We start from the raw sequence: 12,651 nt of genomic DNA on the forward strand, positions 1-12,651 counted from the left end.
CTGATGCGCGCCGCGCCGGCGGAAACCGGCCAGCGAGGAAGCTTATTCCGCTGGCAGGGGCGATTTTATGGCGCGATAGACGTAAGGAGCCTCGGTGGCGGCTTCTTCCTCGCTGGCGTGTGCGGCAATCGCGGCCACCTTGTCATGATGGGGCGAGAGGTGGCAGACGGGATCAGCGGCGCGCGCATCGCCGGTGAGGGCGAGCGCCTGGCAGCGGCAGCCGCCGAAGTCGATCTCCTTGCGGGGGCAGGAGCGGCAGGGCTCCTGCATCCACTCCGTGCCGCGAAACGCGTTGAACGCCGGCGATCGGAACCAGATGTCCTCAAGGGAATGATCGCGCACATTCCAGAATTCCAGTCCTGGAATCGTTTCCGCGGCATGACAAGGCAAAGCCTTGCCGCTGGGCGTGACGTTCAGCGTCCGTTTGGCCCAGCCACCCATGCAGGCCTTGGGATATTGCGCGTGGTAGTCTGGAATCACATGGTCGATGACGATGACGCCAGCGTAGGTCTCACGCAGCGCCTCAACTTCGGCTATCGCAGCGTCCGCCTGCGCTTTCGTCGGCATCAGCGCCGCCCGGTTGACCATGCCCCAGCCGTAATACTGCGTATGAGCGATCTCGACGCGCCTTGCGCCGAGCGCTACGGCAAGTTTCACCATCTCGCCGGCGCGGGAAATATTGGCGCGATGAATGACGGCGTTGACCGTGAGCGGCAGACCAGCCTCGATAATCCAGCCGGCAGCCGCCTGCTTGCGCGCGAAGGCGCCCTCATAGCCGGCGATGCGATCGGCGGATTTCCCGATCGAATCCTGGATAGAGAGCTGGGCGTGATCGAGCCCCGCGTCGGCAAGCGCCTTGACGCGCTCCCGCGTCAGGCCGATGCCCGACGTGATGAGATTGGTATAGAGGCCAACAGACGCGCAATGCGCGACGATTTCCAGAAGATCACGCCGCGCGGCGGGCTCGCCGCCGGACAGATGCGCGTGCAGGACGCCGAGAGCCGCGGCTTCCGAAAACACCTTCTTCCACGCCGCCGTGTCGATCTCGTCCGCGCGCGCGTCGAGTTCCAGCGGGTTGGAGCAGTAAGGGCAGCCGAGCGGGCAGCGATGCGTCAGTTCGGCGAGAAGGCCGACAGGATTTGGCGTTTTGACCGGAGCATTCATAGGTCCACCATGCGTTTGGCGGCAAGACCATTCAAAAGGGCGCGCACATCGGCATCGATTCGCGCACGATCGGCTGCGTAAGCCGCCGCCAGATCATCGACGATCGTCTCGATCGTCGTCTCGCCATCGACGCGCTGCAGGATCGCCACCGCGATCGCGTCAATCTTCACAACCCTCTCGGGGGCGAGCAGCAGCCATTCGCCCCGAGTCTCATCCTGCTTCAATCTTACGCCGCGCGGCATGCGCGGGATCAGGCCGCTCGTCTGCGCCGTTTCGTTCACGCCGCTTCTCCGCGCGCCTTGGCGACTGAGCCGGGCTCCCAAGCGCCGGGAGGGACCGCACCTTCCACATAGGCGCTCCACAAAGAGTCAAGCTGCGCCCACAGCACCGAGCATTTGAACTCGAGCGCCTTGACGACGAGGTCCTGATCGGCGCGCGTTTTGGCGTGCTGAACGGCGAAATTCAGGGCGAATTCTGCGTCGCGCTTGGCCTGCGGGGGACGTTGCGAGAAATAGGCGAGCGTCTCGGAGCTGACGAAGCTATAATGCGCCAGCATGCCGGCGACACGCTCGCCAATGATGTTTGGCGAGAACAATTCCGTCAAAGACGAGGCGACGGCTTCGGTCACGCTGCGGGTCCGGCAAAATTCGACATAGGCTTCAACAGCGAAGCGCGTTCCGGGCAGAATGCCCTCCGTCGAGATCACATAGTCGCGTGAAAATCCGAGGCTGTCGGTGAGCTTCAGCCAGCGCTCGATGCCGCCGTCGCCTTCGCGCAGGCCGTCATGGTCCTCGATCCGTTTGCGCCATTGCCGGCGGTCTTCCGCATTGGAGAGACGCGTCAGCACGGTCGCATCCTTGATCGGAATCATGGATTGATAATAGTAGCGGTTCAGCGCCCAGGCCTGCACCTCTTCATAGGCGCAGCCGCCGCTGTGCAGGCGGCGATGGAAGCGATGCAGATTATGGTAGCGTTCCGCGCCGACCTGGCGCAGCCGCGCTTCCAATTCTTCGGCGGTCAGTTTTGCCGAATCATCCGTCATAGCTTGACCTCCATGCCATCATAGGCGACCTCCCACCCTGCCTTTTCGACGCTTTCGCGCTCTTTCGAATCCTCGATAAGAATGGGATTCGTATTATTGATGTGCACATAGATTTTTCTGGCGATTCCGCTAGAGGCGAAACGCGCCAGCGAGCCGTTTTCTCCGCTCAGCGCGACATGGCCCATGCGGTGAGCCGTCTTCGGCGAAAGGCCGAGGGCCACCATTTCATCGTCCGTATAGGTCGTGCCGTCGAAGAAAACGAGATCGGCGCCCTGCAACCGCTTGAAGACGCGCTCATTCACGTCGGAGCAGCCGGGAACGTAAAAGAAGCTCTTCGCTCCGTCGCTGATTTCGAGGCCAACGGTCGATTCGCCTTCGGCGCCGACGTCCACGACGTCTTCCTCGAGATAAAGCGGGATCTTGCCGGGCACGGCGAAGGGCGTGATTTTTAATCCGATGCCCGTATCGACGGTGGACTCGAGATCCACGGCGCGGGTTTGGACCAGGGCTTTATTCAAAACCCCGAAAACACTCGAGTTCGCCACTTGCGCCAAGGTCGCGTGGCTGCCGAACAGCGTAAAAGCCTGTTGTTCGCGCAGCGTCAAAAGACCAGCGAGATGATCGATGTCGCCATTGGTGACAAAGACCGCCGAAATCGGCGATTGCCTGCTGGCGCCGCGCGGATGCAGCGCCGGAGAATTGATGATTTGCTGGCGGAGATCAGGCGAGGCGTTGAGAAGAACCCAACGCTCGCCGTCAGCGCTCACCGCCAAACTGGACTGGCTGCGCGCCTTGACGCGTTTATCGCCGCTCCATGCAAGTTGGCAGACGGGACAGTTGCAGTTCCATTGCGGAAAGCCACCGCCCGCCGCCGAGCCGAGAACGAGAATGCGCAAGGCGCGAGCCGATCAGCGTTTACAGAAGCTTCAGCTTCAAGCTTCAGATTTCAGCAGAAGCGTAGCTGGTGACTTCCATGCCGACGCAAACTTCTGTGATGACGGGGGTTGACCAAGCCATATTAAGCCTCCTTAGAATTGCCGGGCATTGAGCCGAGTTAAAGTTTCCTACCTTGAACAGGTCTCAGCCCGTTCCAGACGCATATAACATCGCGTGTGGCATCTCGCCACGCATTTTTTTTTGACATCTGCGGTTTTTGGGCGCCAACCCTTTGATATTGAGGGGATTAAAGCTCATTTCCTGGGCGCGACGTTATATTCGATGAAAACCATAGCCGCGCCCGATGGAGCCTTTCAGAGCCATCCGCGCGCCGCGGCGGAGTTTTTTTCATAGGATTCGATGTGGGCGGCCTTCTCGAGGGTAAGGCCGATGTCGTCCAGCCCGTTCATCAGGCAATGCTTGCGGAAGGGGTCGATGTCGAATTTGACCACGCCGCCGTCCGGTCCGCGAATCTCCTGCGATTCGAGGTCGATGGACAGAGTGGCGTTGGCGCCTCGCTCGGCGTCATCCATCAGCTTTTCAAGGTCTTCCGGTGCGACGACGATCGGCAGAATGCCGTTTTTGAAGCAATTATTGTAGAAAATATCTGCGAAGCTTGTCGAAATCACGCAGCGGATGCCGAAATCGAGCAAAGCCCAAGGCGCATGCTCGCGCGATGAGCCGCAGCCGAAGTTATCCTCGGCGACCAGGATCTTCGCGTTGCGATAAGCGGACTTGTTCAGCACGAAATCCGGATTTTCTGAACCATCTTCATTATAGCGCAATTCCGCGAACAGTCCGCTGCCGAGGCCGGTCCGCTTGATGGTCTTCAGATATTGTTTCGGAATGATCATGTCGGTGTCGACATTGGTGATTTTCAGCGGCGCCGCGACGCCGCTGAGGGAAGTGAATTTTTCCATTGTGTTCGTCCTGATCGCCTGCGGGCGGCGCCTCCATGAGGGCGCGCCGAAGGATTTGCTGCGCTTTCCCGCCTGGCGCGCGGGCGTCCAGCGTTTATCCGAAGCTCTTATCAAAGCGTTCTGCGGCAGGCAAACGCCAGCGGCCCGAAATCTGACGCTTCAGCGCATCGACTCCTCAATCGCCTCCATATCCGCGTCCGACAACCCAAAATGGTGCCCGATCTCGTGCACCAGCACATGGGTGATGATTGCCCCTAGCGTATCCTCCTGGTCAGCCCAGAAATCGAGGATCGGGCGGCGGTAGAGCCAGACCATATTGGGAAACTGCCCAGTCTGGAGCGTGGAGGCGCCCTGCGCGAGGCCGCGGCCGCGAAAAAGCCCGAGCAGGTCGAACTCGGTCTCGCAATCCATGTCTTTCAGGGTCTCCTCGTCGGGAAAATCCTCGACCCGGATGATGACGCCTTCACACAGACGGCGAAACTCTTCCGGCAGTTCGGCGAACGCGTCCCTTGCTATCAGATCGAAGTCTTCGATCGAGGGCGCGGCAATATTTGTCCAGTCGAGATTGCGGGAAGTCATCGGCAGCTCTCATCGTTGGGACAGGAATATTTAATATTTACAGTATAATGCGGTGATATCCTCGCGGAAAGAGGCAGCTTACTCGTGCAGGGGGCGGCGGCGCTTGATGCGCACATAAAGCGCTCCTGCGCCGCCATGCGGCCGCGACGCTTCCTCGAATCCGACGACGATCGTGTGATATTCGTGACCGCGCAACCATTGCGGCACGCTCCTGCGCAGGACGCCAGACGAGTCATCGTCAAATGCGCCGCTGTCGGCCGGGAGGCTGCGTCCGCCTTTGCCGGTCACGACGAGAACGAGTTTGGCGCCATCGCGCTGCGCTCGCGTCAGGAACTGATGCAGGGCGACGAAAGCCTCCTGACGGCGAAGGCCATGCAGATCGATCACTGCGTCCGGCGCCACGCGTCCGCGTGAGAGTTTTTGCCGAAGCCTGCGCTCCAGCGGCGCCAGCGGCGGGGCTTTGGCCCGCTCGGCGAGCGGCTGTTTCGGCGGGGGCTTGCTCGCCAGCTGGAGGGGAGCCTGCGCTTTGACGCCGGCGCCGTTCGCGGCTGGCGGAGCAGGCGCCTGAGGAAGAACGCTGGAGGGCCGTGGCGAGACCGATTTGGTCACCGCCAGCCAGAGCGAGATTTCTTCGGCGCTCAACAGGCGCAGCCGGCCCTTGCCGAAAGACGAAGCGCTTTCCTTCACCGGAGCGAACCCTCTTCGACGGGAAGAAAAACAATGAATTCGCCGGCATGTCGAACGGCGCCGGCGCGCGCGCCCGCTTCATCTCCTGATCCGAAGAAAATGTCCGCGCGCGCCGGTCCAACAATAGCAGAGCCGGTGTCCTGCGCAATCATCAGGCGTCGCAGGCGTCCTTCGGGCAGAGCCCCGGGGATGTCGGCGTCGACCCAGATCGGGGCGCCATAAGGATAGATGTCCCGGTCGATCGCGAGTGACCGCAAAGGGGTAAGGCTCAGCCCCGCGCCGCCGATCGGTCCCGCCTCGGCATCGAGGTCCGGCGCGAGAGCGAAGAAAACATAGGATTGATTGCGGCGCATCAGTTCGGCGCCTTCTTCGCCCGGACGTTGCCCATGCGCGCGAATCCATTGTTTCAGCGCGGCGAGCGACATGGAGTCCTGGGCGATCTCGCGGGTGTCGATCAGGATTCGCCCGATCGACGTATAGGGCCACCCATTGCGGCCAGCATAGACGAGGCGCAGCGATCGCCCGTCTTCAAGACGCACGCGGGCGGAGCCCTGCACCTGAATCAAAAACACCTCGACGCGGTCGCGCAGCCAGACGATCGGGCGCGCCCCATCAGCAATCGCTCCGGCTTCGATCGCTGCGCGATCCGGCAAAGGGAAGCGTGCAGACAAAGGCCCGGGAGCCGATAGAAGCGGCGCGGCAAAATCGGCCGAAGGACTCAAAGATCCGTTGACGATCGGTTCATAATAGCCGGTGAAGAAACCGGAAGGCGCGGGGTTGTGCGGCGGTGTGACCCTGAACGGTCGAAAATGCCGCTCGAAAAACTGTCGTGCTTCGCGCCTCCCGATCGAGCGCGGCGCGAGGGCGCGCCGGCAGATCTCGATGAGCGCGGGCGAGGGCGCGACGGCTTTGCGCAAGCTCGGCCGTCCCTCGATGACGCGGACGCAGGAGCGTTGAAAAACGGCGAAAGCGTCAGCATGGTCGTCCTCCGCGAATCCGCGCAGATCAGCGAAGGCGAGAGGCGAGAAGCCGTAATTGAGGGACGCTCCTGTTGGCATGAGCGCGAAGCGATAATCAGGCGCCCGTCAATGCCCGGCTCCGGTCGAGACGACCTTCCAATTCGGATCGCGCGAGCCGACATCGCGCGCGAAGCTCCATGTGTCATTGATTTCGACAACCTTGTCCGCGCTGCCCTCGATCACGGCGCCGGTCGAATCGCGCGTCGCGGTAATCATCTGGGCGGAGAAGCGCACCGCGATCTCGGCAATGCGGCCACGCAGGGCGGCGTCGCCAATGCCGCCATTGTCGATGGCGACAAAAGTGGTCTCGACCTTTTCGCCGCGCTTTTCGCGCTCGCTCAAGGCCGCGGCGAAGCTGTCGTAGACGTCCTTGGCGAGAAGATTTTGCAGAACCTGCCGGTCGCCATCGGCGAAGCTCGTCACGATCATTTCATAAGCGGCTTTGGCGCCGTCGAGGAACTGCTTGATCGCAAAAGACGGATCGGCCGCTGCTATGGCGTCGAGGCCCACCCATGCTTTGGAGCCCGGCTCGGCATAGGGCCTCCAGCGCTCGGCCGTATCGGTTGGGGTAACCGTCGAGGGCGGCGCGGCGTTCGGCGCCGCTGCTCCCGGCAGCGAAATGATTTTTGCCTCGGAATCGCCCGCCGCTCGCGGCGCGGCGCCGCGCGCGTCATTTATGAAGGGGTTTCTCGGCGGCTTCTCCTCGCCTGTGCGCGTGCCGAGAATGCTGCGCAGCTTCCACACGATGAAAGCGGCGAGGAAAGCGAAAATGATCGTCGTCAAATCAAAAGAATTTTGCATCGTTGCGCTTGACGCCCCAGGTCCGGTCGCGGCCAGTTGCGCCGCCAGTCTATCCTTATCATATATTCGTATCTGGGAAGGCGGATCGCTAAAGTCCAGATCGGGCGGCGGCGGACCTTCCACTCACTTGAACGGCTTTCGAATGCGCCTCAGCGCCCGGCTTCCGCTTTATATGGCTCTTTGGCTCGTCGCCGAGATCGTCGCCTTTGCCGTCGTCGCGCATGCGGCCGGCTTCGGCGGGGCGATGTTCCTTTGCCTGCTGACCAGCCTTGTCGGCGTCGCGATGCTGCGGCGCCTCGGTCTTTCCACCGCTTTCAGGCTGCGCCGGGCGATGGCGACGCGCTCGCATGAGGAAGCCGGCCTGTCGCGTGAGGCCGTGGTGGACGGCACGCTCGTCGGCGTCGGCTCGATTTTGTTGATTCTTCCCGGATTTGTGTCGGACTTCTTTGGCCTTGCTTTGGCCGCGCCCTCGGTGCGGGGGTGGTTGAGCGACAGAATTCAAAAAGGCGGCACGAGCCGTGGCCAGGGCGGGCGCAAAGCCGGTCCGGCGCTCGTCGATCTCGATCCGCAGGAATGGTCGCGACTGGACAACCCTGGGGCCGCGGCGCCTCAGCCTAAATTGAGAGCGACGAAAGCGCGGCCGCGGCCGCCGCAGGGCGCGTAGCTCAGATAGGCGGTCCGGAGACGATCTCAAGATAATTGCCGCCAACGCTGCTGAACGATCCGTAGGTCGTCCATTTCTGGACGAGAACGTTAGGTTCGTCCGTATCGACAGCCTCGACCCGTCGCGTTCCGTTCGATTGTGCGATGAACATGCCCATATAGGGACATTCGACGGAGGGAGCGGCGCCGGCGATGCCGCCCTCATATTTCATCTTCGAACCACCGCCCCAAGGGTCGATATAGAGAAATTCCGACGCCGACTTGTCGCAGCCGACGATGACGACGGTATGTCCTCCAGCATACCAGGCGATGATCTTGTGATGTTCCACATGCATGCCGACCGGAGAATCAAGAACGCCGACGCGAACAGGCACGCCTTTCGCCAACAAAGCCTTGATTGCAAGCCTTACTCTCGCGATCGTGTCTGACTTATACTTGACGTCGTAGCGCTCCGTGACGGCGTCAAGCGGCTCATGATAGGGCTTTTCGTACAAGAGCAGGCTGGTGTCGCCGAACAGTTCTTGCGAGCGCCCCTTGGCGACCGCGCCGCACATCATGGGTCCGAACTTCTTTTTATTTGCGCTATTGTTCTGATCGAAGATGTTGTCGTCAAAACCCATCAGAAGATGCTGAATTTTGGCGATTTTGACAGGGTCCGACCCGCGGCAGGCATTCGCGAGCAGATCTATCTCCATGCCCGGCTGATTCTTGAAATCCCCAGCGAACACCGCCAGCTTCGCCTTGATGTCTCCATTGGCGTCATGACCCTCGAGCGTCAGAGCTTGAGCCGCGCTCGCCTTGATGGAAAAGCTGAGTGTTGCTGTGGATCTAGCTGTAACTGCAACGGAAACGCTCGGCAAGGGCGAGATGACATTGCGTCGGTCAGGCGATGATGCGCCGGCCGGCGTCACGAAATCCATCAGGATCTGAGAGCCGACGTGCAGCCAGACAACGCGCTCTCCGTTGGAGTTCGTGAGGAAATTCTGTCCGTCCCCGTTCGGAAGTTCAAAGCTCGCCATCGCACTTCCTCCGTGACGTCATGCGCCGCCCCGCCGGCCGGACGCTTCCGCTTCAGAATGATCCGCGTCGGCGTTGATGCTTTGACGTCAGGAGAAGCAGCGCATCCGCGGACTTTGCATTGTTCGCGCCATTCCAGGCCGTGCTGGAACAGCGGACGCGGCAAAGCTAGGCGCTTGCGCTCGAAAGCGCCGTGCGGTTGGGCACAAGGCGCCCGATCCAGCGAAACGGGACGCCGCGACCCTAAAAGTGCGCCCATATCGTGATCTAAAGGGACTGCGTTCGCGGGCCTTCGGCGAAATTTTTCCGCGTCCCTTAGCCGTCGGCGTCCTCCTTCATTGGGTGGGCGCGCGTCGGACTTGGGCGACGCCGCTCGAAGAGAGAACGCGTCAGCGTCAGCAGCGGCGTGGCGAGACGGTTCAGATCCTCCGCGCGGGCGACGAGCCGTTCGCCTTGGGTCAATTCGCGGTCGAGCGCCGCCATCGTCGGGGCGAGTCCCGCGTCGTCATCGCGAAACCAGATCGGCAGGATGCGCGCCCAGGCGAGCGCCAGCCCTTGCAGCTTGATGGCGCCGACAGGGCCTTCCGTATCAATTCCAGCCGCTTCCAGCATGAAGCGCATCGAATTGACGGTAAGACGATTGACCGCCGCGGCGGCGATGGGATCGCCGCGCGTCCAGTCAAAAATCCCCTCCACCCCGAGCTTATAGGGTCTCAAAACGTCCAGACGGCGCATCAACACGTCGAACAAACGTTCCTTGGCGGGCTCGCCAACCAGCTCGTCGCCGCCGCTTTCGAGAACCGCCTTGTCGATCTTGCGGAAGAAAAGCGGAAGGATCGCGCCCTTCGCGGGGAAAAAATCGCGGAAGGTCGAGAGAGAGACATTGGCCCTGGCGGCGATGTCGGAAATCGTGATGTCGTTCCACTCGCGTTCGCCGGCGAGCTCCACCAGCGCTTCGAGAATGGCGTCTTTCGGATCCTTCGGCGTCGTCTTGATATCTTTGGCGCTCTTGTCGCCAGCGCCGCTCTTCCCGACGTCTTCTTTATGATCGATCATCGTCGCCTCCCGGCTGAACGCCGAACTGCTGTCCCGCAAAGCGAGCAGTCGGATGGTCAGCGGCTTTACCCGAGAGCCTTGCGCTCCCCAAGATCAGTCTAGCGGGTGTGGACGCCGCTTCCAAGGGCTCGCCCCGTCCGCGCGGCGCTTTGCGCCGGCGGCGCTCTCTTTTTGCATAACTTCAAGACATGCCATCAGTTCAGACGCTTGCCGCATCATTTTGATGCGGGAGCGAAGCCGTGGTTCGCGCCATTCAATGTCTCGGTCAGAAAGGGAAAGTCAGGGATGCGACAGCTTGTCATGAACGGCGTCGCAGGAGAGGCTGACAGGAACCCATCTGCCGTTTCTGAGGTTCAGCCGGCATCCGCCATTATTGGTGGCGATGAGACTCGAGACGAATGAGGGCGCGAGCAGAACCGAGCCAAAAGCGTTCGGGAATGTCACCAACCCGATCTGTTCCAGATGCTCGGTGATCGAGGCGCATTTCTGAAAGGCCTTGATCTCCAGACCATCAGTCAGCAGCACGCTGCAGCGGGTCGGACTGGCGTCCAGAAAAACCTGGATGTCGGATAGCCGCGCGTAATTGAAGGCGCCTGGCGTCGCCGCGCGCAAGCTGAGAAACGCATCCGCCGCGACGCTCACGCCAGAGGACGCGAAGAGCGTCAGCCCTGTGGTCAGCATAGTCGTGAAGACGATCGCAAACCGAAGAGCCAAGGCGGGATTTGGCGTCATGGCTAGCCGGAGAGCGCCTCGGCCCGGTCTCGCGCTTTCTTGACGGCGCGCAGGATTAAAGGAGCCAGCGCATCGTCCGCCATCAGCACTTCGAGGGCCGCGGCGGTCGTTCCTCCGCGCGAGGTGACGCTTTCGCGCAGGAGGGCGGCAGAACTCTCGCTTTGGAACAATAATTCGCCGGCGCCGGCAACAGTCGCGCGCGCCAGCCGCGCGGCGACCTCCGCAGGCAGGCCAAGAGCCGCGCCCGCCTCGGCAAGACATTCGACGAGATAGAACACATAGGCTGGCCCCGAGCCGGAGATGGCGGTGATGGCGTCGATCAGGCGCTCGTTGTCGACCCATTCGAACGCTCCGGTCGCGCCGATAAGGGCTTCGGCGGCGCCGCGCTGCGCTTCGGTCAGTCCCGCACTGGCGGCGAGCCCGGTGACGCCGCGACCGACGGATGCGGGAAGGTTCGGCATGGCGCGGATGATCGCCCCGGCGTCCGGCAGCCGCGCCGCGAGATTGGCGATCGTCTTGCCGGCGAGAATCGAGATGACCAGCGTTTGCGGCCCCGCGAGCGCTGCGAGCGATCTCGCCTCATCGAGAGCCTGCGGCTTGATCGCAAGGACGAGCACCTCCGGCGCCTGCGCCGGCGCGTTCAGCGCAAAGCCGCTCTTTGCTGAAAGCTCCGCGATATCTTCGCTCGCGTTCGGATCGAGGACATAAAGCCCAGCGGGGTCAAAGCCCCGATCGAGCCAGGCGCGCAGCAAAGCTCCGCCCATCTTTCCGGCGCCGGCGAGAACCAGAGAGGCGGGAAAGCGGGGCTTCTGCGTCATCGTCATTCTAGGCTTCGCCCTTGGTCTCGAGCATGACCGTCTCGATCGCTTCGCGGCCGTTCTTGCCGGCCCAGACGACGAATTGAAACGCCTGGTAATAGCGCTCGCAAGCGCGCACCGCGCTGGTCAGGACGGTCTGGCACTGGTGGCCATTGAGCTCGGCGCCGCCGGACAGAACAATCGCGTGGCGGAACATGACGACGCCATCGTCCGGCCAGATGTCGAAATGGCCAAGCCACAATTGCTCGTTGATGAGCGAGATCAGCGCAACGACTTCGGCCTTGCGCGCCGACGGCGCCTTGAGGTCGAACGCGCAGGCGACATGCAGCGCCTCAAGATCCTCGAGCCAGGTGAAGGCGACATTATAATCGGTCCAGCTGCCCGCGACGGTAATGGAGATTTCATCCTCTTCGTCGCGGTCGAAAGGCCACTGATTATGCGCGGCCAGCCTCTCGATGAGATCCACGGGATGTTCCGAGCGGACGGCTTCGAATTGCAAAAGCGACATTCCAGGGCCTTTGAAGACAATGCGGCCAGGGAGCATTTACACTCCCGGACGCGACGGCACGGCGCGGCGACGCGCATTCAAACATTGAGCGGTGGCTTGGCGCCGCGGCGCCGACTCAAAAACCCCGTTCGATCACTGAACACGAAGGAATCACAAGGTGGCGTCCCTGCGCAACTGGGCGGGGGGTGGTTGTCCCCTGCCTAGCAAGCCCCAGGGCAGCGCCCCAGCAGTTTCGCGAAAGATAAGAATCCGTCTTTTGGCGCTTTAGACGCCCTTAAAATCGCGATTCGGCCGCGAAAAGACCGATTTTGTCCCGAAAGCAACTCTTGCGCGAGCTTCTGGGCGCGCCGATAAAAATGCGGGCCGCGACGCTCTAATTGCCCGCTGCTTTGGCTTTTTGAGCGAGTTCAGCCTCGAAAGCCGCGAGTCGTGCGCTCAGCCTTTCGTTTTCGTCGCGCGCTTTGGCCGCCATTTGCTTAACCGCCTCGAATTCCTCGCGCGTCACGACGTCCATCGTCGCGAGCAGCCGTTCGAGCTGGCTCTTCATGGCGGTCTCGGCCTCGCGCCGCACGCCCTGCGCCATCTCTGTCGCATCCGCCATCAGGCGGGTCAAATCCTCGAAAACCTTGTTCTGAGCCATTTTTGTCCTCCGATCGGCCGCGCTCCGGCGTGAAGGCGGCCAGCCTCGACTTCGAAGCCGTGACGTCCT

At 61.8% G+C, this 12,651-nt stretch carries 17 protein-coding genes; 1 reads left to right on the plus strand and 16 read right to left on the minus strand.

The annotated features are described in order from the left end of the window. Positions 1 to 42: 42 nt before the first annotated feature. The 10 genes from pqqE to SIN04_RS05170 all read right to left on the minus strand — a co-directional run bounded on the left by pqqE (position 43) and on the right by SIN04_RS05170 (position 7,148). The gene (gene pqqE, locus SIN04_RS05130; RefSeq protein ID WP_134486821.1) at positions 43 to 1,164 is read right to left on the minus strand and encodes a pyrroloquinoline quinone biosynthesis protein PqqE; all 1,122 of its coding nucleotides are present in this window, start codon (positions 1,162 to 1,164) and stop codon (positions 43 to 45) included. Beyond that, complete coding sequence (gene pqqD / locus SIN04_RS05135) at positions 1,161 to 1,445, minus strand: pyrroloquinoline quinone biosynthesis peptide chaperone PqqD (RefSeq protein WP_423135994.1); 285 nt, start codon at positions 1,443 to 1,445, stop codon at positions 1,161 to 1,163. Before pqqD ends, pqqE begins: the two co-directional genes overlap by 4 nt. Further along, positions 1,442 to 2,206: a pyrroloquinoline-quinone synthase PqqC gene (gene pqqC / locus SIN04_RS05140; protein WP_134486824.1), complete on the minus strand. Its 765-nt coding sequence runs from the start codon at positions 2,204 to 2,206 to the stop codon at positions 1,442 to 1,444. The genes pqqD and pqqC overlap by 4 nt, the downstream gene beginning before the upstream one ends. Continuing rightward, positions 2,203 to 3,102 carry a pyrroloquinoline quinone biosynthesis protein PqqB gene (gene pqqB / locus SIN04_RS05145; RefSeq protein ID WP_134486827.1) on the minus strand — a complete coding sequence of 300 codons (900 nt, stop codon included), beginning with the start codon at positions 3,100 to 3,102 and terminating at the stop codon, positions 2,203 to 2,205. The genes pqqC and pqqB overlap by 4 nt, the downstream gene beginning before the upstream one ends. A 43-nt stretch (positions 3,103 to 3,145) precedes the next feature. Further along, complete coding sequence (gene pqqA, locus SIN04_RS20230; protein WP_134492293.1) at positions 3,146 to 3,223, minus strand: pyrroloquinoline quinone precursor peptide PqqA; 78 nt, start codon at positions 3,221 to 3,223, stop codon at positions 3,146 to 3,148. A 233-nt stretch (positions 3,224 to 3,456) separates the two neighbouring features. Beyond that, a complete protein-coding gene (gene leuD, locus SIN04_RS05150; RefSeq protein ID WP_134486830.1) occupies positions 3,457 to 4,062 on the minus strand; it encodes a 3-isopropylmalate dehydratase small subunit in 606 nt (201 codons plus the stop codon). Between the two features lie 159 nt (positions 4,063 to 4,221). Then, positions 4,222 to 4,641, minus strand: a complete 420-nt coding sequence (locus SIN04_RS05155; RefSeq protein ID WP_134486834.1) for a metallopeptidase family protein — start codon at positions 4,639 to 4,641, stop codon at positions 4,222 to 4,224. A 78-nt stretch (positions 4,642 to 4,719) separates the two neighbouring features. Next, complete coding sequence (locus tag SIN04_RS05160; protein WP_134486837.1) at positions 4,720 to 5,328, minus strand: Smr/MutS family protein; 609 nt, start codon at positions 5,326 to 5,328, stop codon at positions 4,720 to 4,722. Beyond that, on the minus strand, positions 5,325 to 6,386 hold the full coding sequence (locus SIN04_RS05165) for a murein transglycosylase A (RefSeq protein ID WP_341264267.1): 1,062 nt from the start codon (positions 6,384 to 6,386) through the stop codon (positions 5,325 to 5,327). The genes SIN04_RS05160 and SIN04_RS05165 overlap by 4 nt, the downstream gene beginning before the upstream one ends. A gap of 27 nt (positions 6,387 to 6,413) precedes the next feature. Further along, a complete protein-coding gene (locus SIN04_RS05170; protein ID WP_341264268.1) occupies positions 6,414 to 7,148 on the minus strand; it encodes a Tim44/TimA family putative adaptor protein in 735 nt (244 codons plus the stop codon). A gap of 142 nt (positions 7,149 to 7,290) precedes the next feature. On the opposite strand from SIN04_RS05170, the gene SIN04_RS05175 reads away from it, so the two are divergent. Further along, on the plus strand, positions 7,291 to 7,812 hold the full coding sequence (locus SIN04_RS05175; protein ID WP_166795851.1) for an FxsA family protein: 522 nt from the start codon (positions 7,291 to 7,293) through the stop codon (positions 7,810 to 7,812). A 1-nt stretch (position 7,813) separates the two neighbouring features. Here the strand turns inward: SIN04_RS05175 and SIN04_RS05180 are convergent, their stop codons facing one another. The 6 genes from SIN04_RS05180 to SIN04_RS05205 all read right to left on the minus strand — a co-directional run bounded on the left by SIN04_RS05180 (position 7,814) and on the right by SIN04_RS05205 (position 12,582). Continuing rightward, the gene (locus SIN04_RS05180; RefSeq protein WP_134486845.1) at positions 7,814 to 8,830 is read right to left on the minus strand and encodes a C39 family peptidase; all 1,017 of its coding nucleotides are present in this window, start codon (positions 8,828 to 8,830) and stop codon (positions 7,814 to 7,816) included. A 313-nt stretch (positions 8,831 to 9,143) separates the two neighbouring features. Continuing rightward, positions 9,144 to 9,884, minus strand: coding sequence for a TetR/AcrR family transcriptional regulator (locus tag SIN04_RS05185; protein ID WP_134486848.1), 741 nt, complete (start codon positions 9,882 to 9,884; stop codon positions 9,144 to 9,146). Between the two features lie 279 nt (positions 9,885 to 10,163). Further along, complete coding sequence (locus tag SIN04_RS05190) at positions 10,164 to 10,616, minus strand: hypothetical protein (protein ID WP_134486851.1); 453 nt, start codon at positions 10,614 to 10,616, stop codon at positions 10,164 to 10,166. Positions 10,617 to 10,618: 2 nt separating this feature from the next. Further along, a complete protein-coding gene (proC, locus tag SIN04_RS05195) occupies positions 10,619 to 11,440 on the minus strand; it encodes a pyrroline-5-carboxylate reductase (protein WP_134486853.1) in 822 nt (273 codons plus the stop codon). A 1-nt stretch (position 11,441) separates the two neighbouring features. After that, positions 11,442 to 11,942, minus strand: coding sequence for a YbjN domain-containing protein (locus SIN04_RS05200; protein WP_134486856.1), 501 nt, complete (start codon positions 11,940 to 11,942; stop codon positions 11,442 to 11,444). 373 nt (positions 11,943 to 12,315) lie between these two features. Further along, positions 12,316 to 12,582: an accessory factor UbiK family protein gene (locus tag SIN04_RS05205; RefSeq protein WP_134486859.1), complete on the minus strand. Its 267-nt coding sequence runs from the start codon at positions 12,580 to 12,582 to the stop codon at positions 12,316 to 12,318. Positions 12,583 to 12,651 lie beyond the last annotated feature (69 nt).

Source organism: Methylocella tundrae (genome assembly GCF_038024855.1).
Classification (GTDB): domain Bacteria; phylum Pseudomonadota; class Alphaproteobacteria; order Rhizobiales; family Beijerinckiaceae; genus Methylocapsa; species Methylocapsa tundrae.